Source organism: uncultured Aggregatibacter sp. (genome assembly GCF_938046485.1).
In the GTDB taxonomy this organism is placed as follows: Bacteria; Pseudomonadota; Gammaproteobacteria; order Enterobacterales; family Pasteurellaceae; genus Aggregatibacter.
The window spans coordinates 50149-70255 of sequence record NZ_CALIWN010000032.1 but is presented as its reverse complement, the minus strand read 5'-3'; the positions used below and the strand labels follow the sequence as shown (position 1 = coordinate 70255).

At 43.1% G+C, this 20107-nt stretch carries 21 protein-coding genes; 13 read left to right on the top strand and 8 right to left on the bottom strand.

The window, feature by feature from the left end; all coding sequences use genetic code 11:
* Positions 1-203 precede the first annotated feature (203 nt).
* Positions 204-1634 carry a YdgA family protein gene (locus Q0203_RS04530; protein ID WP_297929868.1) on the top strand — a complete coding sequence of 477 codons (1431 nt, stop codon included), beginning with the start codon at positions 204-206 and terminating at the stop codon, positions 1632-1634.
* 99 nt (positions 1635-1733) lie between these two features.
* Here Q0203_RS04530 and Q0203_RS04525 read toward each other — a convergent pair whose 3' ends face one another.
* Entirely contained in the window at positions 1734-2144 is a 411-nt protein-coding gene (locus tag Q0203_RS04525; RefSeq protein WP_297929867.1) for a copper chaperone PCu(A)C, read from the bottom strand.
* Positions 2145-2271: 127 nt separating this feature from the next.
* Here Q0203_RS04525 and hflD point away from each other — a divergent pair, with 127 nt between their 5' ends.
* On the top strand, positions 2272-2883 hold the full coding sequence (hflD, locus tag Q0203_RS04520; protein ID WP_297929865.1) for a high frequency lysogenization protein HflD: 612 nt from the start codon (positions 2272-2274) through the stop codon (positions 2881-2883).
* A 27-nt stretch (positions 2884-2910) separates the two neighbouring features.
* The gene (gene purB / locus Q0203_RS04515; protein WP_297929863.1) at positions 2911-4278 is read left to right on the top strand and encodes an adenylosuccinate lyase; all 1368 of its coding nucleotides are present in this window, start codon (positions 2911-2913) and stop codon (positions 4276-4278) included.
* A 92-nt stretch (positions 4279-4370) separates the two neighbouring features.
* Here the strand turns inward: purB and Q0203_RS04510 are convergent, their stop codons facing one another.
* On the bottom strand, positions 4371-6035 hold the full coding sequence (locus Q0203_RS04510) for a bifunctional UDP-sugar hydrolase/5'-nucleotidase (protein WP_297929861.1): 1665 nt from the start codon (positions 6033-6035) through the stop codon (positions 4371-4373).
* 304 nt (positions 6036-6339) lie between these two features.
* Here Q0203_RS04510 and yedE point away from each other — a divergent pair, with 304 nt between their 5' ends.
* From yedE to hemB, 8 genes are all read left to right on the top strand, one after another.
* Positions 6340-7551: a selenium metabolism membrane protein YedE/FdhT gene (gene yedE, locus Q0203_RS04505; RefSeq protein ID WP_297929859.1), complete on the top strand. Its 1212-nt coding sequence runs from the start codon at positions 6340-6342 to the stop codon at positions 7549-7551.
* A gap of 51 nt (positions 7552-7602) precedes the next feature.
* Positions 7603-7872, top strand: a complete 270-nt coding sequence (gene yedF, locus Q0203_RS04500; protein ID WP_212510003.1) for a sulfurtransferase-like selenium metabolism protein YedF — start codon at positions 7603-7605, stop codon at positions 7870-7872.
* A gap of 358 nt (positions 7873-8230) precedes the next feature.
* Positions 8231-9481 (top strand): NupC/NupG family nucleoside CNT transporter, encoded by a 1251-nt coding sequence (locus Q0203_RS04495; RefSeq protein ID WP_297929855.1) that lies wholly within the window; start codon positions 8231-8233, stop codon positions 9479-9481.
* 126 nt (positions 9482-9607) lie between these two features.
* Positions 9608-10327 carry a purine-nucleoside phosphorylase gene (gene deoD, locus Q0203_RS04490; protein WP_290521669.1) on the top strand — a complete coding sequence of 240 codons (720 nt, stop codon included), beginning with the start codon at positions 9608-9610 and terminating at the stop codon, positions 10325-10327.
* A gap of 291 nt (positions 10328-10618) precedes the next feature.
* Positions 10619-10849, top strand: coding sequence for a Sec-independent protein translocase subunit TatA (gene tatA, locus Q0203_RS04485; RefSeq protein ID WP_021615751.1), 231 nt, complete (start codon positions 10619-10621; stop codon positions 10847-10849).
* A gap of 3 nt (positions 10850-10852) precedes the next feature.
* Positions 10853-11506, top strand: a complete 654-nt coding sequence (tatB, locus tag Q0203_RS04480; protein WP_021615750.1) for a Sec-independent protein translocase protein TatB — start codon at positions 10853-10855, stop codon at positions 11504-11506.
* A gap of 26 nt (positions 11507-11532) precedes the next feature.
* Positions 11533-12300, top strand: coding sequence for a Sec-independent protein translocase subunit TatC (gene tatC / locus Q0203_RS04475; RefSeq protein ID WP_209363214.1), 768 nt, complete (start codon positions 11533-11535; stop codon positions 12298-12300).
* An 18-nt stretch (positions 12301-12318) separates the two neighbouring features.
* Positions 12319-13341 carry a porphobilinogen synthase gene (gene hemB, locus Q0203_RS04470; RefSeq protein ID WP_297929853.1) on the top strand — a complete coding sequence of 341 codons (1023 nt, stop codon included), beginning with the start codon at positions 12319-12321 and terminating at the stop codon, positions 13339-13341.
* 176 nt (positions 13342-13517) lie between these two features.
* Here hemB and mog read toward each other — a convergent pair whose 3' ends face one another.
* The 6 genes from mog to ppa all read right to left on the bottom strand — a co-directional run bounded on the left by mog (position 13518) and on the right by ppa (position 17871).
* Entirely contained in the window at positions 13518-14099 is a 582-nt protein-coding gene (gene mog / locus Q0203_RS04465) for a molybdopterin adenylyltransferase (protein ID WP_295974828.1), read from the bottom strand.
* A gap of 77 nt (positions 14100-14176) precedes the next feature.
* Positions 14177-14842 carry a hypothetical protein gene (locus Q0203_RS04460; protein WP_051264475.1) on the bottom strand — a complete coding sequence of 222 codons (666 nt, stop codon included), beginning with the start codon at positions 14840-14842 and terminating at the stop codon, positions 14177-14179.
* A gap of 193 nt (positions 14843-15035) precedes the next feature.
* Positions 15036-15572, bottom strand: a complete 537-nt coding sequence (tadA, locus tag Q0203_RS04455) for a tRNA adenosine(34) deaminase TadA (protein WP_297929848.1) — start codon at positions 15570-15572, stop codon at positions 15036-15038.
* A 63-nt stretch (positions 15573-15635) separates the two neighbouring features.
* Positions 15636-16487, bottom strand: a complete 852-nt coding sequence (locus Q0203_RS04450) for a thymidylate synthase (RefSeq protein WP_297929846.1) — start codon at positions 16485-16487, stop codon at positions 15636-15638.
* A 16-nt stretch (positions 16488-16503) separates the two neighbouring features.
* Positions 16504-17274 (bottom strand): M48 family metallopeptidase, encoded by a 771-nt coding sequence (locus Q0203_RS04445; RefSeq protein ID WP_297929845.1) that lies wholly within the window; start codon positions 17272-17274, stop codon positions 16504-16506.
* Positions 17275-17343: 69 nt separating this feature from the next.
* Positions 17344-17871, bottom strand: a complete 528-nt coding sequence (gene ppa / locus Q0203_RS04440; protein WP_006716839.1) for an inorganic diphosphatase — start codon at positions 17869-17871, stop codon at positions 17344-17346.
* A gap of 154 nt (positions 17872-18025) precedes the next feature.
* Between ppa and mtr the strand changes: the two genes are divergently transcribed.
* Both mtr and Q0203_RS04430 read left to right on the top strand, forming a co-directional pair.
* The gene (gene mtr / locus Q0203_RS04435) at positions 18026-19270 is read left to right on the top strand and encodes a tryptophan permease (protein WP_297929843.1); all 1245 of its coding nucleotides are present in this window, start codon (positions 18026-18028) and stop codon (positions 19268-19270) included.
* A gap of 1 nt (position 19271) precedes the next feature.
* On the top strand, positions 19272-20024 hold the full coding sequence (locus tag Q0203_RS04430; protein WP_297929841.1) for a class I SAM-dependent methyltransferase: 753 nt from the start codon (positions 19272-19274) through the stop codon (positions 20022-20024).
* The last annotated feature ends 83 nt before the right edge of the window (positions 20025-20107 follow it).

The following is a 20107-nucleotide window of genomic DNA, read 5'->3' as shown; positions in this document are numbered from 1 at the left end:
AATTTTGCATTTCAAGGCATTTCTTTAAAAAATTTTTCAATGCATGAAAAGTGCGGTTCAATCCTGATTCGTTTTGTAAAATGAGGATAAAAGTAAGAGATTCAAGAGGAGAATAAAAATTTCGTGGTCTTTTTTCTAAAAAACTAAATTTATGCTAGATTAGCCGAATCATTTTACTTTGATTAATTTTAAGGATAGAGGATATGAAAAAATCAACGTTAGCGGCCAGCGTGATTGTGGCATTAGGTGCGGTTTGGTTGGGTGGCGCATGGTATACAGGAAAAGTCGCCGAAGAAGAGTATGTCCATCAATTTGAGTTGCTCAACCAAAACATACAACAATCGTTTTCTGCAAAAGGATTGTCCGTTGAGTTTAGTCATGTTGCCATTGAGCGCGGTTTATTGAGTTCAAAAACCCGATATGACATTGTTGTGAAAGATCCGAATAAGCCTGAATCTGTCTTTACTTTACCGTTTGAAGGCACCTTATATCACGGCCCGTTGCCGGTTAATCAATTATCTCAATTTAATTTTACACCTACGATGTTCGCCAGTGTTGATAAGCTTACCAAAAATGACAAAACCACGAAGTGGTTTGCTGCCGCAAAAGGTGAATCACCATTATCTGTTAGCACATCAATGAATTATCAGCGCCAAGGGAAAGCGAAAATTAATTTTGCACCTTTTGAGACTTCTGTAGAAAAAGGTGTATGGCAAGTCGGTGATGTAAATTTGAGTGTTGATTTTTCGCAGAAGGGCATTCAGCAAGCTCATTTGGCTCTCAGTAATATTGCTTATCAAGAAGCAAACGCAAGGCTACGATTGAAGTTTAACAATATTAACGCAATGGCTGAATATCAACCAATTAAGGAATGGGATTTACTTTTCACTGGGCAACAATGGATTAGCGGTGGTGAAATGTATATTGAAGAGGAGAATACACAAGATAAAACTAATCATCTTGCTATCAAAAATTGGAAAATTGATTTGAATACGGTCAGAAAAGAGGCGTTTCTTGATTTGGCAATGAATCTGAAACTGGAGGGGACACATTTAAATCAAATTCATTTTGGCGATCTTAATTTGAATACTGCGTTTAATCATCTCGATGGCGAGACATTAAACCAAGTATTACACGCAAAATTCGCTCAAATCGAAGATGCACCATTAACTGATGCGGAGATTGCGCTCATTCGAAAATTCTTTGATGGGCAACCGAACTTTATCCTTCGTCCGACATTAAGTAATAGTGCAGGTAAGTTGACAACGGATATTGATGTTGCCGTGGCAACGTCCGATCTTAGCAGCACATTATCTACCGGAAAAATTTTTAAATTATTCCGTCACTTTATTTTTAAAATTGATGCAAATAAAGCCGCATTAATTGAAACCCTGACTGCTGCCGAGCAACTTTCCTCTAAGTTGGATAAAGAAGAAGCGGCTCGGATTGCCGAGATGAAAATCAATGACGGCTTAAAAACACCGGTACAGCAAGGGATTTTGGTTGATGATGGCAAACAAGTAAAATTGGATCTTGTGCTAGAAAATGGCGAACTCAAACTTAACGGAAAAGTCATTCCGGAAGAACAAGTAGCGTCCATCCTATTTTTAGCCGCAATGTCGATGGGATATTAATCGGCATTTTGATTCATCAAGATCTTAGCGCCTGTTCGTCTTTCTTATTTTTTGTAACAAGCCGTACGCTATTGCGCCAGAGGATCAGGAAAACGATGACTAATGGTGAATAATGGCGGCATCTGTAGCCACTTTTTCACCATTATCAAACATCAAGGTCAATGGAAAACGTTCTCCAGCGTGCAACGCCTTGGCAGCATCAAACACCATAATATGCAAACCACCCGGTTTTAATTGCACGTTGCCATTAGCGGGAATTTCAATGCCATCCGTGGTGATCATTTTGCCATTTTGTGTGCCATGCAAAACTAAATTTGCCGATTCACTGCTTTGTACCATCGCCAGATTCACAGCTTCATTGCCATCATTATGCAGTTCCATAAAAATCGCGGTGGGTTCACCGGCTTGTTGAGTGGCAAAAATGATTGGGTTTGTCACGGTAACTTTTGCCAATGCGCCAAGAGGCAAAAGTGCGGTCATAAAAAATACTGTTTTGTAAATGCGTTGCATTGTTTTCTCCTTTTTCATCTTTTTTGAGTTTATCGACCTTGCCGATTGCCTTTCCACTATAGCAGAAAAATGCTATATTACCGCTCACTTTTTCGTACTCTTTTTATTCAATTCTCATTAAACCTCAATGGCTAATTATTACGACAGTACACTCGCCCTTGCCGGCGTCTGCCAAGCAGCGAAACTCGTGCAACAACTGGCATTAAATGGTGAAGCGGATGCAGCCGCATTAGAAACCAGTCTGAACAGTTTATTAAAAACCACGCCAAATACCACACTCGATGTGTTTGGCGGCGAGCTAAACAACCTGAAATTGGGGTTAACCACACTTTGCGAACAGCTTAACGGGAGCGAGCCGGAACTAGGTCGTTATTGGCTTAGTTTGTTGGCATTGGCGGCAAAACTCAACAAAACCCCGGAAGCCAAACAAGAATTGGCACGCCGCATTCAATATTTACCCACACAGCTGGAACATTACCACTTACTCGACGAACAGATGCTGTCTAATTTTGCCGGCATTTATGTGGACGTTATCAGCCCGTTAGGTCGCCGAATTCAAGTGACCGGCGTGACTCAATATTTACAGCATTTAGGCACACAAAATCGCATTCGCGCCGCGTTATTAGCCGGCATCCGTTCCGCTATTTTGTGGCAACAAGTGGGCGGCACCAAATGGCAACTGCTGTTTTTCCGTGGCAAAATTGCTGCCACGGCACAACACATTCTCTCTTCTCTTTAACTTCTCTAAATAATGGAGCTTTCATCTATGCAACTTAGCGCGCTAACCGCACTTTCCCCGATTGATGGTCGTTATCAAGACAAAACCGCCCGTTTACGTCATATTTTCAGCGAATTCGGTTTATTAAAATTCCGCGTTACAGTGGAAGTTCGTTGGTTACAAAAATTGGCAGCAACCGCACAAATCACTGAAGTTCCTTCTTTGTCAAAAGAAGCAAACGATTACCTTAACCAAATTGTCGCTAATTTTGCTATTGAAGATGCCGAGCGCATTAAAGAAATTGAAAGAACGACCAACCACGATGTAAAAGCGGTGGAATATTTCCTTAAAGAAAAAAGCGCAGCATTGCCTGAATTAGCCGCAATCAGCGAATTTATTCACTTCGCCTGCACCTCCGAAGACATCAACAACCTTTCCCACGCCTTAATGCTAAACACCGCGCGGGAAGAAGTGTTATTACCGGAATGGCAAAATTTAATCGAAAAAATCACCGCACTTGCCGAGCAATATAAAACCATTCCATTACTTTCCCGCACGCACGGTCAACCGGCATCGCCAACCACCGTGGGCAAAGAAATGGCCAACGTGGTGTATCGTTTAAGACGCCAATATAAACAATTACAACACATTGATATTCTAGGTAAAATTAACGGCGCCGTGGGCAACTATAACGCCCATTTATCCGCTTACCCGAATATTGACTGGCATACCTTCAGCGAAGAATTCGTGACCTCTTTAGGCATAACATGGAACCCGTACACCACCCAAATCGAACCGCATGATTACATCGCCGAATTGTTCGATTGCGTAGCGCGTTTTAACACGATTGTGATCGACTTTGACCGCGACCTGTGGGGTTACATCGCATTAAATCACTTCAAACAACGTACTATCGCCGGTGAAATCGGTTCTTCTACCATGCCACACAAAGTCAACCCAATCGACTTCGAAAACTCCGAAGGAAACCTTGGTTTGGCAAATGCCGTGATGGCACACTTAGGCAGTAAGTTGCCGATTTCCCGTTGGCAGCGCGATTTAACAGATTCCACCGTGTTGCGCAACCTTGGCGTAGGTTTAGGCTACTGCTTAATCGCCTATGCAGCGACACAAAAAGGCATCAGCAAATTAGAAGTGAATGAAGCCCATTTGCGCGAAGAATTGGATCAAAACTGGGAAGTGCTCGCCGAACCAATTCAAACCGTGATGCGTCGTTACGGCATTGAAAAACCGTACGAAAAACTGAAAGAACTCACCCGCGGCAAACGCGTCGATGCCAAAGCGATGTTTGATTTTATTGAGAAATTAGACATTCCGGCAGAAGAAAAAGCACGCTTGCAACAACTCACACCGGCAAGCTATATCGGCGCGGCAATAGAGTTGGTGGAAAAACTGTAATCGATAAATAACGTTTAAAAAATAAGCGTTCCCGATGTAAATGATCAAACGCATTTCATAGGGAACGCTTTTTTACGCAGATGCTGAGAATCTTATTCTAATCCAATGATTTCCCAACGTTGATGTGAAAGCCCATCAATTTTGCCTTTTTTCACGTTTTGGATGTAATCAATCATCATGTTTTGAATGGTGCCTTTTTCACGTCCCATCGCGACTTTAGATTCCCATAAAACAGGAATCTGCTGACCTTCCCAAATACCGCCTTTACCATTTAATTGACCAAAACGATAAGAGTTCATACCGACTTTGAGTTTCATATCATCGGTAATCGCGCGTCCATCTGCCAAGGTCAAGTCCACGATTTTATGGCCGCTTTGATTGCGTAAATCAATTTTATATTTCACTCCGCCGAAGATATCGAAGGTGACATATTTAGATTTACTGCGTTTTTCATCATAACGATAATTCGTATCGCCCGGCTGAATCGTATTGAAATAATCTGCCGACCATTCCATATACTCTTTTAACTGCTTGCCTGTGAGTTCATAGACAGTGACATCACCACCGGCATAACGATAGTTATAAATCACGTCTTTTTTCTTAATCTCACCTTTAGGCAAACGCACTGTTTCATAGTCAAAGGCAAAACTCACTACATCAGCACCGCTATAGTGACGTTCAACATCGGTGATAAAAGAAGAAAGACCGGTATCTTTAGAGAAAGCAATGGAGACACCATGATTTTTTCCTTGTGGCACCATATCATGTTCGGTATGCCCGATGACCACATTATTCAAACGGCGTAATTCTTCATGATAAGGACGATAAATTTTCTCAATTTCAGGATCGGCCTCCAACGCTTTCACCGGAACGGTTTTGGCTTCTTTCTTCAATAGCTTAACCTCTTTTTTATCGTTGATATCAAAGGTTAAATCCACTTCGGAAACCACGGTGCCGTAACGGTGTGGTTCTGTGATTAGAGTATCTTTGATGGTTTCACTCGGTACGTTTTTGTGCATGTGACCGGCAATAACGACATCAATGCCATCAACAGCATTAATCACATCACGCATACCGGTATCAGGGATATTGTTTTCATTATCAATGCCCATGTGACTCACTGCGATAATGACATCTGCACCTTTCGCTTTTAAAGCCGCCACTTGTGCTTTTGCTTCTTCGCTTGGCGAAGTGAATTTCATGTCTTTTAAGTTACCGGTATCTTCTTCAAACTTGGCAGACATTGGGGTGGTTAAACCGATAATTCCCAATTTCACGCCGTCTTTTTCGATAATTGTTGCCGGTGCGAGATAGCGTTTATCATTCTTTTTATAATAAAAATTCGCAGTTAATTTTTTTGCCTTAATGTCTTTTAAAATTTCATCAAGTGCTTTCATACCAAAATTAAACTCATGATTTCCCAACACAAAAACGTCATATTTCATTGCGTTTAATACTTTTGGTACAGGATGATCTTGATAGTATTTTTTCGTTTTAGCGAAAACATCAACTTGGTTGTCTTGAATGGCATCCCCAACATCGACTAACACCACATTTTTATGTTGTTTACGAATATCGTTTACATAAGTGGCAATTTGCGCATAAGAACCGGATTTGTCAGCAACATCCGCCCCATAACTCCAAGGCACAATACGGCCATGCACATCGGAGGTTCCAAGAATTTTAATATTGACTTCTTGTGCCACCGCAGTACTCAATGCTGAAAGTGCAAATAATGAACAAATGACTTTTTTCATAGGATTTCCTTTGTTGTAATAAATGTGCGACGAATTATATCCATTTACATAGCACAAGCAATATGGATTCAGCTGAATCATAGAGGAGATTAAAAGTAAGGTAACGTACCTAAAAATGTTAAAAAAACAAGCGAACGATTGCCTTTCATGATTTTATTCATTAAACTAACGCCCGCAAATCTAATTTGTAATTTCATTTATATCGCAAGTTTGTGTATAGGAAATGACAAAGCCTTTCTTTTGAGCCTTTTCTCATTGTTATACCTTCCTTGTAATACTTTCATTCACTTTAATAGGATTAAAAATGAACGAAGTTTTACAACAGTTCAAACAACAATATTTAATTAAATATTGGAATCCCGTCATCGCCGTTATCGCCGCCGGTTTAATCTCGGCCTATTATTTCGGCGTTACCGGTACGTATTGGGCGGTTACCGGCGAGTTTACCCGTTGGGGTGGCCATGCTTTACAAGCCTTGGGCGTTGATGTGTCCGATTGGAGCTACTACAAAATCATTGGTATGCAAGGCACGATTTTCACCCGTGTCGATGGCGTGATGATCTTAGGCATGTTTGCCGGTTGTATCTCCGCAGCCTTGTGGGCAAATAATGTGAAATGGCGTAACCAGCCACACAAACGCCGTATCGTGCAAGCCTTAATCGGCGGAGCCATTGCCGGCTTCGGCGCACGTTTAGCCATGGGCTGTAACCTTGCCTCATTATTTACCGGCATTCCACAATTTTCCGTACACGCTTGGTTTTTCACTATTGCCACAGCACTTGGCACTTACGCCGGCGTAAAAGTCACTTTATTGCCGATGTTCCGCGTGAAACTGGAATTGAAAAAAGGCGCCGCGAAATTACAAGAAAGTGATCCGAAAAGAGCACAACGCCGTTTTTGGATCGGCATGGTAGTTTTCTTCGCTTACCTCATCGCCTCTCTTTATGTAATGACCCAATCCATCAAACTCGGTTTTGCCATGTTGTGTGGTTTAGCATTTGGTTTACTTATCGAACGTGCGCAAATCTGCTTCACTTCCGCGTTCCGTGATCTCTGGGTAACCGGTCGCGCTTACATGGCAAAAGCCATTATTTTCGGCATTCTTGCCGGCACTATTGGTGTCTTCAGCTACATTCAATTAGGCGTTCCGGCAAAAATCATGTGGGCAGGTCCGAATGCGATTATCGGCGGTTTATTATTCGGTTTCGGCATCGTGTTAGCCGGCGGTTGTGAAACCGGTTGGATGTACCGCGCGATGGAAGGTCAAGTACACTTTATGTGGGTGGGTATCGGCAACGTTATCGGTTCTACCTATCTCGCCTACGCTTGGGATGATTTGGCACCGGCATTGGCGCTTGACTACGAAAAACTGAACTTACTGAAAGAATTTGGTCCGGTCGGCGGATTATTGGTGAACTACGGTTTATTGATCGTCTGCTTAATCGCTGTCGTCTGGTGGGAAAAACGCTTCCTTGCCAAAGCAAAAGCCAAAATCGCCGCTTTCGCACAGGCGTAAAAGTGCGGTTTGATTTAACGTTATTTTTATTTCACAGAAGGAAAACACATTATGGCATTTACCGTTGTGCACAAATTAGATAAAGATCCAAAAGACATCGTTCCGGATTACACCATCGACACCGTGGGCGAACCTTGCCCATACCCGGCTATCGTCATGTTGGAAAGCATGCCTGAGCTCAAAGAAGGGGAAGTATTGGAATTGTTAAGCGACTGCGCACAATCCATCAACAACATTCCGGTGGATACCAAAAACCACGGTTATACGTTATTAAGCATAGAACAAGATGGCACCAAATTACGCTATTTGATTCAGCGTTAAGCATTAAAAAATCCTCGCTATATAACGAACAAGGCTGACAACCGAAATTCAACATATAGGAGGATTATTTACCACCTCGTAGCGTGCAACTTATTGCACGAATGATTAACCTCGATGCGTCATTCACCATGTCGTAATAAGTGCCGTTCATCTTGATGAACGACCAAACCACGCACGGAACGTTATTTAACGTTTTCGGGCATTCACGATTTCGTGCAACACGTTGCACGCTACGATGCTAAGCATTAAAAAATCCCGAAATCCTCGGGATTTTTTTATTCTTGAAAAAATCACTCCCTCTTCGCCACAAAAACAAGTAGAATACGCCAAATTTTTATTTACATCCTTTGAGGTATCTATGGACATTTTAATCAGCATTATCGGTATTTTGGTGCTGTTAGGGATTGCTGTTTTATTCTCTAACAATCGCAAAGCGATCAATTTACGTACTGTGTTTGGCGCACTGGCCATTCAAATCGCTATCGGTGCTTTCGTGCTTTATGTGCCGGCCGGGCGTCACGCATTACAAGCGGCATCCGATTTTATTGGTAAAGTTATCGGTTTTGGTAATGAAGGGATTAGCTTTGTTTTTGGTGGATTGACTGACCCAAGCCAAAGTTTCGGTTTTATCTTTGCCATTAAAGTATTGCCGGTGATTATCTTCTTCTCCGCACTCATTTCCTTACTTTATTACATCGGTGTGATGCAATGGGTCATCAAACTTATCGGTGGTGGGTTACAAAAATTATTAGGTACCTCAAAAGCGGAATCCATGTCAGCTGCCGCAAACATTTTCGTGGGGCAAACGGAAGCGCCGTTAATTGTTAAGCCATTTATCGGCCGTATGACCCAATCCGAATTATTCGCTGTGATGGTGGGTGGGGTGGCTTCTATCGCCGGTTCTGTGATGGCAGGTTATGCCGGAATGGGCGTGCCGTTAACTTACTTAATCGCCGCTTCTTTTATGGCCGCACCGGGTGGTTTATTATTCGCGAAAATCATGTTTCCACAAACGGAAAAGACTGATGATATGTTAAAAGAGGACGCGGATGTGGAAAAACCGTCCAACGCGATTGAAGCCTTAGCAAATGGTGCGCGTGACGGTATGCACTTGGCACTGAATGTAGGCGCGATGTTAATTGCGTTTGTGTCTGTGATTGCCTTAATCAACTGGATTTTAAGTAGCTTGGGTGGCATTGTTGGTGAACCAAACTTAACTTTACAAGTGATTTTAGGTTGGATTTTCAAACCATTGGCATACTTAATCGGGATTTCTTGGGAAGAATCTGCCATTGCCGGCCAAATGATTGGTTTAAAATTAGCGGTGAACGAATTTGTGGGTTATTTAGAATTTGCTAAATATTTACAACCGGATTCTGCTGTGGTGTTAAGTGATAAAACCAAAGCAATTATTACCTTCGCACTTTGTGGTTTCGCTAACTTCAGCTCCATTGCAATCTTAATCGGCGGTTTAGGCGGTATGGCACCAAATCGTCGCGGTGATGTTGCGCGTTTAGGTTTAAAAGCGGTGCTTGCCGGTTCATTATCTAACTTAATGAGTGCAACGATTGCTGGATTATTTATCGGTTTGAGTGGTGCTGTGCTATAAAGTGCGGTATGATTTCACCACGTTTTTTATGATGACACCACGACCCGTTCGTGGTGTTGTCGTTTATAGGCAACGAAAACGTTTGCGCTAATTTTAGTTCACCATGTCAATAAAGAGGAAAAGACTATGACTCCACACATTAACGCGCCAGCCGGTGCATTTGCCGATGCCGTATTAATGCCGGGCGATCCGCTTCGTGCGAAGTATATCGCAGAAACTTTCTTAGAAAACGTGCAAGAAGTGACCAACGTTCGCAATATGTTGGGCTTTACCGGCACCTATAAAGGTCGCCGCATTTCTGTGATGGCACATGGTATGGGGATCCCTTCCTGTTCCATTTACGCGAAAGAACTTATTACGGAATACGGTGTGAAAAAACTGATTCGTGTCGGCTCTTGTGGTGCCGTCCGCATGGATGTCAAAGTGCGTGATGTGGTTATCGGTCTTGGTGCGTGTACCGATTCCAAAGTCAATCGTATTCGTTTTAAAGACAACGATTTTGCAGCCATTGCCGATTTCGGTTTAACGCAAGCGGCGGTACAGGCAGCGAAGGAATTAGATGTTAAGGTTCGTGTCGGTAATCTATTTTCTGCGGATTTATTCTATACTCCGGATGTCGCCATGTTTGACGTGATGGAAAAATACGGCATTCTAGGCGTAGAAATGGAAGCCGCCGGTATTTATGGCGTGGCAGCGGAATACGGTGCGCGTGCATTGACTATCTGTACCGTATCCGACCATATTCGTACTCATGAACAAACCAGTGCGGAAGAGCGTCAGTTGACGTTTAATGAAATGATCAAAGTGGCGTTAGAAACCGTGTTAATTGACGATAAGGCTAACTAGTCAACTCCTTGAATGCTGCCTAATTTGCGTCATTCGGCAGCATTCTTTTGAGTGTGTTATCGCGGTATAAAATGAGAGCGACAGTTTGACTTCAAGGGAGTTATTTAAGGCTTAGAAGGAAGAGAGTTGCTATACGATGCTAAGTTAAAATGCAAAGAAGCAAGGTAAGCAGCGTCAATAAATACGAAAATAATCCGGCTTGGCTATTGTTCAACACGGGTAAAACGAGTATAGTTCTGCACGTTTTTAATAGATAAATTTCATCACTTAACGCATATCAATGAGGTTTTTATGGGTGGCATTAGCATTTGGCAATTGGCTATTTTGGTTTTAATCATTGTATTGTTATTCGGTACGAAGAAATTGCGTACGTTAGGTACGGATTTGGGCGAGTCTGTAAAAGGCTTTAAAAAAGCCATGAATGAAGAAGCCAAACCGGCTGATGCAAGTTTCGATAAAGTGGAACAAAAGCAAAAGGCACAACCGGAACAAGAAAAAAGCAAAGAAAAAGAACAGGCATAATCCGTGTTTGATATTGGTTTTTCTGAGGTTGTCTTAGTTTGTATTGTGGGCTTAGTGGTACTAGGCCCACAACGTTTACCGGTAGCCATTCGCACGGTCATGTCTTGGGTGCGAACCGTTCGTGGCTTGGCGGCAAATGTACAAAACGAACTGAAACAAGAATTAAAATTGCAAGAGTTGCAAGACAGCATTAAGAAAGCGGAAAGCTTGAATCTTAAGGCGCTGTCTCCCGAATTAGGCAAAACCGTTGAGGAATTAAAAGCCTCTGCGGATAAGTTGCGTGCCGATTTGGAACAAAAAGCAGCACAAAGTAATACTACGTTGCAAGATCAAATCAAGGAAATGAAAAGTGCGGTAGAAAATTCGGATGAAAATGACAATATTCATCCCGGTTCAAATGATCGCAACCCAATGGCTAACTATGACATTCTTGATGTTGAAGATTTTTCCGAACAAAATACAGAAGCCTTAGCCGTTGCAGAAATGTCGCGAAATACGACCGCACTTTCTCCGGCAGAACAGGCGGAGCAAGAAGAAATTGAGCTAGATGACAAACTGGCTTATTACATCAATCAATATGATCCGGATAATCCTTTGCCGGCCAATTCAGAAAATGCCCATTCGGAGAAAACCGAACAATCCTCAAATAAAAGCTAGGGCGCAACCCTCAATTAGGATAATTTATGACCAGCGTTGACGATACTCAACCCCTCATCACTCATCTGGTAGAACTGCGCAACCGTTTATTACGCAGCATTATTTTCGTTGCTGTGGTATTTGTGGCGTTAGTTTATTTTTCCAACGAAATTTATAACTTTGTGGCAGCACCGTTAACAGCGAACTTGCCAAACGGTTCCAGCATGATTGCCACCAACATCGCCACGCCGTTTTTCACCCCAATTAAACTGACCGGCGTTGTTGCCATTTTTATTTCCGTGCCATTTTTGCTTTACCAAATTTGGGCGTTTGTGGCACCAGCGTTATATCAACATGAAAAACGCCTGATTTATCCACTATTATTTTCCAGCACGCTGTTGTTTTATCTAGGCGTAGCTTTTGCTTACTATGTGGTATTCCCGTTAGTGTTCAGCTTTTTAACTAAAACGGCACCGGAAGGGGTGGCGATCGCGACCGACATCAGTAGCTACTTAGATTTTGTACTGACGTTATTCTTAGCTTTCGGTGTTTGCTTTGAAGTGCCGGTGGCGATTATTCTGTTATGCTGGACTGGTGTTACCACACCGGAAGATTTAAAAGCCAAGCGCCCTTATATTATTGTTGGTGCGTTCTTTATTGGCATGCTTTTAACTCCGCCGGATGTGTTCTCACAAACCTTGCTTGCTATTCCAATGTGTTTGTTATTTGAAGTGGGAGTATTCTTTGCGCGATTTTATCGTCCGCGTGAAGAAGACGAGGCCACTCAAGATGAAAACAACACAGCTAATCACTAATTCAATTCGGGAGATAATATGACACAACAAATTTTTACCGGTTTTCCAACCCGCCGTTTACGCCGCATGCGTAAACAGGATTTTAGTCGCCGCTTAATGTCGGAACATAAACTGACTGTTGATGATCTGATTTATCCCGTATTTATTATTGAAGGTGAAAATCATCGTGAAGCGGTGCCTTCCATGCCAAACGTAGAACGTTTAACCATCGACCAACTGTTAATTGAAGCGGGTTTATTGGTGAAATACGGCGTACCGGTGATTGCGTTATTTCCTGTGGTGGAACAGGCGAAAAAATCCTTAATGGCGGAAGAAGCTTATAATCCGAACGGCTTGGTGCAACGCGCAGTGAAGGCACTCAAAGCCGCCTATCCTGACCTTGGCGTATTAACCGATGTGGCGCTTGACCCTTACACCCTACATGGACAAGACGGTATTATCGATGAAGAAGGCTACGTACTGAACGACATCACTACCGACATATTAATCAAACAAGCGCTGTCCCACGCAGAAGCCGGTGCAGACGTGGTCGCACCAAGCGACATGATGGACGGTCGCATCGGCAGAATCCGCAACGCCTTGGAAGAAAAAGGCTTTATTAACACCCTCATCATGGCTTACTCCGCTAAATATGCCTCCAACTATTACGGCCCGTTCCGTGACGCTGTGGGCTCTTCCGGAAACTTAAAAGGCGGCGATAAAAAGACCTATCAATTAGATCCGGCTAACAGCGACGAAGGCTTGCAAGAAGTAGCATTAGACTTGGAAGAAGGCGCCGATATGGTGATGGTAAAACCGGGTATGCCATATTTAGATTTGGTCTATCGCGTAAAACAACAATTCGGCGTACCAACCTTTGCCTATCAAGTGTCCGGTGAATATGCCATGCACATGGCGGCGATTCAAAACGGCTGGTTGAAAGAAAAAGAATGTATTATGGAATCGCTACTTTGTTTTAAACGTGCCGGCGCTGACGGCATTTTGACTTACTTCGCCAAACAAGTGGCAGAATGGTTGTATTTAGAAGGGAAAAATAAATAACGCATTACTTTGCGTTTTCATCACCTATCCATTATTGCCATGCGAATCGGGTATGCACATGGCAATTTCTCATTAACAAGAAGCCATCTGAAAAGTGCGGTCGTTTTTTCGTGCATTTTCAGATGGCTTTTTTTATCACGAAGTCTGTATTTTAGCGCAATATCGCCGCCGTAGTATTATTCACGGCGTGCTGATTTGGGTCTAAAACTGGTGATAATCGCAGGGTTGGTGTCGATGTAGATGCCATTGATTAATTGCAAACAATAAGGCACCGCACTAAAAATACCTTGGACAATCACCTTGCCTTCGCTGTCTTTAACGCCTTCTAAGGTTTCTTTGATGGCTTTCGGTTGCCCCGGTAAATTAAGAATAAGGCTATCTTTACGAATCACACCCACTTGACGGGATAAAATGGCGGTTGGAACAAAATGCAAACTGACTTGCCGCATTTGTTCGCCAAAGCCGGGCATTTCTCGATCGGCAATGGCTAACGTCGCATCCGGTGTGACATCCCGTTTTGCCGGGCCGGTGCCGCCGGTAGTTAACACAAGGTGGCAATGCTGTTCATCCACCAATTCACATAATACACGTTCGATTTCTGCTTGCTCATCGGGGATAAGACGTTCAACAACACTAAAGGGGGTAGCCATGGCTTGTTCAAGCCATTGTTTTAATTCAGGGATACCTTGGTCAGCATAAACGCCTTGAGAGGCTCTATCTGAAACGGAGACTAAACCAATTTTTAACCGCGTGTCCATAATTACTCCTTGTTATAAAAAATAATGCCGTATCATCGTTTCAAGGCAATGACACGGCATAAGGGATCTGTATTGGATTATTTCATTTTTTCTTTTAGTTCTTCTAAAAGCTCTTGATGAATTTCTTCTTGGACTTCCTCTGGAATTGGCGTATTCGTACGGTTGAGTTTAATTCTAATGATTAGCGTGAGGACTAAACTGGCGACTAACACCCACGGTGCCCAATAAAGTGCTTCATTGAACGGTGCAAAGAGGGCGTATAATATCGCCACTTCGCCAAGTAAGATTGCACGATCGACTTTATCTAACGGTCCGCCATAGGGTTCATCGTTTTCTTCTTTTTGTTTAGGGAGCAGATTTAAATCCAGTAACGCTGAAAGTAGAATGACTAAACCGATTTGTAGCGGATCAAAAGGCGCAACAAACATAAAAGGAATATATGCCGCTGTCATGGCAACAACATAGATGATTTTGGTTAAATATCGACTGCAACGAGACGTATGCTCAAAATCATAGATAAGAATATCGGCAAGATTATTCAGTAAGACAAGGTTAATAAATAGCCCAATTGGAATTAACCAAAAGAGCGATTGCCCGCCTAAAAGCACCGTGATGCCAATGACAATAGAGAGGATGCTAGAGAATACCGTAATATAGCTGGCTTTAATGCCCAAACGATCACACTGTGCGGCAATCGGGTATAAAAAATGTTGGAATTTATATTTGAGGTTATTAATACTCATAATGTTTCCTTTAGAACGCATATAAATAGATATTGACTAAGACGGAAATCATGCCAACAAAATAATGAAGGCGATAACTTGCCCAGTGTATCAAAATAAAAGGAAAAATGCCGTAATTTTCTACGATAAAAAGTAATCTTGTGGTTTTATGCTCTTATCTCTCGTACAAAAATAAGAACGATTCTTCCGCACATTAATCTCTATTCATTGTTTCGACATTGGATTTATTCGGGATGCCTGCTAATTTCGCTTCTTTCTGTTGCGCACGGCGTTTTTGAAAAAACGCACTGAGTTTTTCACTGCATTCCTGTTGCAACACGCCAGCGGTGATTTCGATGGCATGGTTCATTTTGTAATCATCAAAAAAATGAAAACGGGAACCTACCGCACCGGTTTTATAGTCCGCCGCACCGAACACAAGGCGCTTAATACGGCTGTGTAAAATTGCCCCGGCGCACATGGTGCAAGGTTCCAGCGTGACGTATAAGGTCGCGTTCAACAAGCGGTAATTTTGTAAGCGTTGACCGCCTTGGCGTAAAGCCACAATTTCGGCATGCGCCGTGGGATCCGAATCAATGATCGATAAATTCCATCCCTCGCCAAGAATTTCCCCCTCCTCGCTCACTAACACCGCGCCCACAGGAATTTCACCCGAGGCTTCGGCTTTGTCTGCCAGCGTTAAAGCGTGGCGCATAAATTGTTCATCTAATTGATGTTGCAATTCAGTCATGAGGTTCTTCAGATGAAAAGTGCGGTGGATTTTAAAAACGTTTTTAAAACCGACCGCACTTTGTTAGACGGAAAACGGATATTTAATCGGTTCGTGGCATTGATAACCCGTGACCTTGAAATCATCCATGGTGACCCAGGTTTCTAGGTCTTCTAAAGATTTAATGTCCGGATTAATTTCCAACTGCGGTGAAGGGAAAGGCTCACGTTTTAATTGCACATCACGCATAAGTGCCAACTGGTCTTCATAAATGTGCGCATTCACAATGTGGTGAAATGCCTGCCCTGCTTTTTTACCGGTGATTTGTGCCATTAACGCCAAGAAGGTAAACACTTGGATTTGGTTAAAATTCAAGCCAAGCGGCACATCGCAAGAGCGTTGGTAACTGGTGAGATATAACGTGTCGCCAAGTAAAGAAAACGTATGCGTGTGCATGCAAGGGCGCAAACAACCCAAATCAAATTCACCTGGGTTATAGAACGTCAGAATCTCACCGCGGTCATCAATGCCGTTGCTGAGGTTATTGACGATTTTGCGCAACTGATCGAGATGTTCGCCATTCGGCTTGCGCCAGCTTCTGCCCTGCACACCATATACGCGCCCCATATCATCCGTGCCTTTGCGGTGCGGATTATTGAGCCAAGCCTGATTTTCATTGGCATTGGCATCCCAGGTTTTGGTACCTAGCTTGCGGAAGTCTGCAGCATTGTCATAACCGCGAATATAGCCTAGAAATTCTGCAATCGCGGCTTTCCAATAACTTTTACGGGTGGTAATCAGCGGAAATTGGTTGTTTGCCACATCGTAAGTCAAACCGGCGTTAATCACCGTTAAACAGCGTTTTCCGGTACGTTCGTTTTCTACCCAAACGCCTTCGTTAACAATGCGTTGGCACAAATCTAAATAAGCTTTCATAGAGATGCTATGTCGACTACCCTTTATTTTGTTTATACAGTGCTAATGCTTGCGGCATTAGACGTAATAAGTTTGCTTGGCGATCTTTATCACTTGGGTGTGTTGAACTTAATTTGTCTAAAATGCCTTGTGAGCCTGTTGAGGCTTTTTGCATTTTATCCCATAAACCCGGTGCTGCTTCCGGATTATAGCCGGATTTCGCCATTAAGAATAACCCCACTTCATCCGCTTCGGTTTCTGCACTGCGGGAATAAGGTTTGTCCAAGCCCCAGTCTTTTGCTAAGCCTACAACCATAGTACTACCGTCAGAACCAATTTGTGTCGCCAACGCAGCTTGAGCAACACCGGCAATCACATTGGTAAATTGGCTAAGGTTTGCTTTCTTTTTACCATGTTCTTTTAAGGCATGAGCCATTTCATGCCCCATCACAGTCGCAATTTCATCATCCGTGAGGTTTAAAGTTTCCACTAAGCCGGTATAAAACGCCATTTTGCCGCCCGGCATTGCCCAAGCATTAAGTTCTTTGGATTTAATTACTTCAATTTGCCAGTCAAAGGCTTGCCCGGTTTGGTTTTCGCGATTTGCATACGGCACCATTTTGTTGAAAATTTTGTGTACGCGTTTCGCTGTTTTGGAGTTACTGTCAATTTGATTTTGGGATTTGGCTTCGTTAATCATATCACGATAGCCCATCGCCGCTTGTTGGTTAATTGAGGCAGAATCCGCACAAGCTGTTAAAATACCGACGATAGAGACGAGTGTTAATGTTTTAGCAAATTTGAACATAAATTTTCCCTCATAGATTTGTGTGTAAAAAAGACCGCACCTTAAAAGCGCGGTCTGTTTAGAATTTTATTATTTTTTCGCACGTTCAAATGAATCAAGGATTTCTTTACGCGCTGCGTCAACGCCTTCCCATCCTTCAACTTTCACCCATTTACCTGCTTCTAACGCTTTATAGCTTTCGAAGAAGTGTTTAATTTGTGCTTTTAATAATTCCGGTAAATCGCCCACGTCTTTAATGTGGTCGTATTCTTTGCTTAATTTCGTGTGCGGTACCGCAACGACTTTCGCATCGCCACCGGCTTCATCGGTCATTTTTAACACGCCTACCGGACGGCAACGAATAACGGAGCCAGGTTGTAACGGATACGGTGTTGGCACTAATACGTCAACCGGGTCGCCGTCAGAAGATAAGGTGTTGTTCACATAACCGTAGTTTGCCGGATAAAACATCGCGGTTGCCATGAAACGGTCCACAAATAATGTGCCGGTTTCTTTATCTACTTCGTATTTGATTGGATCGGAGTTTGCAGGGATTTCAATAACAACATAGATGTCATCTGGTAATTCTTTACCTGCCGGTACGCTTTCTAAGCCCATTTGTTATTCCTTCTTGTGAGTTAAATAAACGTTGCAATTATAGCGGTAATCGGCTTCATTTGTCGAGTTGAGGGAAAACGACATGATAAAATCCGATTGTCTTTTGTTATTGCACTATTATAATAGTCCAAATTTTTTGCGAGAGGATTTTACAATGACAGCACAAAAACGCCCTTCCTTACTCGGTGGCGCGATGATTATCGCAGGTACGGCAATCGGCGCCGGTATGCTTGCTAACCCAACATCTACTGCCGGTGTTTGGTTTTTCGGTTCAATTTTGATTCTGATTTATACCTGGTTTTGTATGACCACGTCGGGCTTAATGATTTTGGAAGCCAATTTGCATTATCCGACCGGCGCCAGTTTCGATACGATCGTAACGGATTTATTGGGCAAAGGCTGGAACGTCATTAATGGTTTATCTGTCGCCTTTGTACTTTACATTCTCACTTATGCTTACATCACTTCCGGCGGTAGCATCACGGAAAGTTTCCTGAATCAGTTAGGTGAAAACGTGGAAGTGGGGCGCACTGCAGGCTCCTTAATTTTTTGTTTTGTGTTGGCGGCGTTTGTATGGTTCTCTACCAAAGCGGTTGACCGTTTTAGTACGGTGTTAATTGCCGGGATGATCATTTCTTTCTTCCTTTCTACCTCCGGTTTGTTGAGCTCGGTGAAAGCCGATGTGTTGCTTAACACCGTGGCACAGGGTGAACAATACTATTTACCTTATATTTTGACCGCACTTCCGGTGTGTTTGGTGTCTTTCGGTTTCCACGGCAACGTCCCGAGTTTGGTGAAATACTATGATCGTGACGGCAAGCGCGTGATGAAATCCATTTTCCTTGGCACCGGTTTGGCGTTGATTATTTATATTTTGTGGCAGCTTGCCGTTCAAGGTAACTTACCGCGTGCCGAATTTGCACCGGTGATTGCCAAAGGCGGTGATGTGGCGGCCTTGCTAGAAGCCTTGAACAAATACATTCAAACGGATTACATCGGGATTATTTTGAATTTCTTTGCCTACATGGCTATCGCCAGTTCTTTCCTTGGTGTCACCTTAGGCTTATTCGATTACATCGCTGACTTATGTAAATTTGATGACAGCCGCTTAGGACGTACGAAAACGACATTAGTCACTTTCTTACCGCCGTTATTACTGAGTTTGCAATTCCCGTTCGGCTTCGTTATTGCTATCGGTTACGCGGGTTTAGCCGCCACGATTTGGGCTGCCATCGTGCCGGCATTGTTGGCAAAAGCCAGCCGCAAAAAATTCCCGAATGCCACCTATCGTGTACACGGCGGCAACTTCATGGTGTATTTCGTGATTTTATTCGGGTTACTGAATATCTTCGCACAAGTGGCATTACAGTTCGGTTGGATTGCCGACTTCAAAGGATAATATGCAAGAAAAGCAAAGCGTGTATGACAAGGACGGTTTTTTCGACCTGTACCAGAAACTGCGCAGTAACCCGAACAGCCTAAATGAAATCGTCGAAAAGCCCACCATGTTGGGCTTAGTCGGCGGTGTGTCAGGCAAGCGTATTTTAGATTTAGGCTGTGGTTGCGGAGAACATCTCAAGCTCTATTTAGAACGGGGCGCCACATTTGTTGTCGGCATCGATTTATCCCAAGCCATGTTGCAGCAGGCGGCAAAAAATCTCGCAGAATTTCGACCGCACTTTTTACTGAAACAAGCCCCTATGGAACGTTTAGAACAGTTAAATGAGGGCGATTTTGATTTAATCACCAGTTCCTTTGCTTTTCATTATGTACAGGATTTTCCTGCCTTATTAGCAAAAATTTATGCCAAACTGAAACCAAACGGACAATTGGTTTTCTCTCAAGAGCATCCCATTGTGACCTGTTATCAAGGCGGTGAGCGTTGGGAAAAAGACGCGCAAAAACGCCAACTCGCCTATCGTCTGAATTTCTATCGGGATGAAGGCGAACGCCAACGCAACTGGTTTAAACAACCTTTCACTACCTATCACCGCACCACAGCGACCATCATCAACAATTTGATTTCCGCCGGTTTTCACATTGAGCAAATGGCGGAGCCCATGCTCGCTGACCAACCGCAATGGCAGGCTGAATTTAAAGATTTACAACATCGCCCGGTGTTGTTGTTTGTTAAGGCGAGAAAAAACACATAAAGTGCGGTCGGTTTTTGACGTGTTTTTGAGAAAAGAAGGCGGACAATTTGTCCGCCTTTTAGCGCAGAAAATATCTGCTTTCC

Excerpts from the sequence above, each read along its gene's own strand:
- Q0203_RS04530 (WP_297929868.1), top strand. The coding sequence starts at position 204 with ATGAAAAAATCAACGTTAGCGGCCAGCGTGATTGTGGCATTAGGTGCG.
- Q0203_RS04525 (WP_297929867.1), bottom strand. The coding sequence starts at position 2,144 with ATGCAACGCATTTACAAAACAGTATTTTTTATGACCGCACTTTTGCCT.
- hflD (WP_297929865.1), top strand. The coding sequence starts at position 2,272 with ATGGCTAATTATTACGACAGTACACTCGCCCTTGCCGGCGTCTGCCAA.
- purB (WP_297929863.1), top strand. The coding sequence starts at position 2,911 with ATGCAACTTAGCGCGCTAACCGCACTTTCCCCGATTGATGGTCGTTAT.
- Q0203_RS04510 (WP_297929861.1), bottom strand. The coding sequence starts at position 6,035 with ATGAAAAAAGTCATTTGTTCATTATTTGCACTTTCAGCATTGAGTACT.
- yedE (WP_297929859.1), top strand. The coding sequence starts at position 6,340 with ATGAACGAAGTTTTACAACAGTTCAAACAACAATATTTAATTAAATAT.
- yedF (WP_212510003.1), top strand. The coding sequence starts at position 7,603 with ATGGCATTTACCGTTGTGCACAAATTAGATAAAGATCCAAAAGACATC.
- Q0203_RS04495 (WP_297929855.1), top strand. The coding sequence starts at position 8,231 with ATGGACATTTTAATCAGCATTATCGGTATTTTGGTGCTGTTAGGGATT.
- deoD (WP_290521669.1), top strand. The coding sequence starts at position 9,608 with ATGACTCCACACATTAACGCGCCAGCCGGTGCATTTGCCGATGCCGTA.
- tatA (WP_021615751.1), top strand. The coding sequence starts at position 10,619 with ATGGGTGGCATTAGCATTTGGCAATTGGCTATTTTGGTTTTAATCATT.
- tatC (WP_209363214.1), top strand. The coding sequence starts at position 11,533 with ATGACCAGCGTTGACGATACTCAACCCCTCATCACTCATCTGGTAGAA.
- hemB (WP_297929853.1), top strand. The coding sequence starts at position 12,319 with ATGACACAACAAATTTTTACCGGTTTTCCAACCCGCCGTTTACGCCGC.
- mog (WP_295974828.1), bottom strand. The coding sequence starts at position 14,099 with ATGGACACGCGGTTAAAAATTGGTTTAGTCTCCGTTTCAGATAGAGCC.
- Q0203_RS04460 (WP_051264475.1), bottom strand. The coding sequence starts at position 14,842 with ATGAGTATTAATAACCTCAAATATAAATTCCAACATTTTTTATACCCG.
- tadA (WP_297929848.1), bottom strand. The coding sequence starts at position 15,572 with ATGACTGAATTGCAACATCAATTAGATGAACAATTTATGCGCCACGCT.
- Q0203_RS04450 (WP_297929846.1), bottom strand. The coding sequence starts at position 16,487 with ATGAAAGCTTATTTAGATTTGTGCCAACGCATTGTTAACGAAGGCGTT.
- Q0203_RS04445 (WP_297929845.1), bottom strand. The coding sequence starts at position 17,274 with ATGTTCAAATTTGCTAAAACATTAACACTCGTCTCTATCGTCGGTATT.
- ppa (WP_006716839.1), bottom strand. The coding sequence starts at position 17,871 with ATGGGCTTAGAAAGCGTACCGGCAGGTAAAGAATTACCAGATGACATC.
- mtr (WP_297929843.1), top strand. The coding sequence starts at position 18,026 with ATGACAGCACAAAAACGCCCTTCCTTACTCGGTGGCGCGATGATTATC.
- Q0203_RS04430 (WP_297929841.1), top strand. The coding sequence starts at position 19,272 with ATGCAAGAAAAGCAAAGCGTGTATGACAAGGACGGTTTTTTCGACCTG.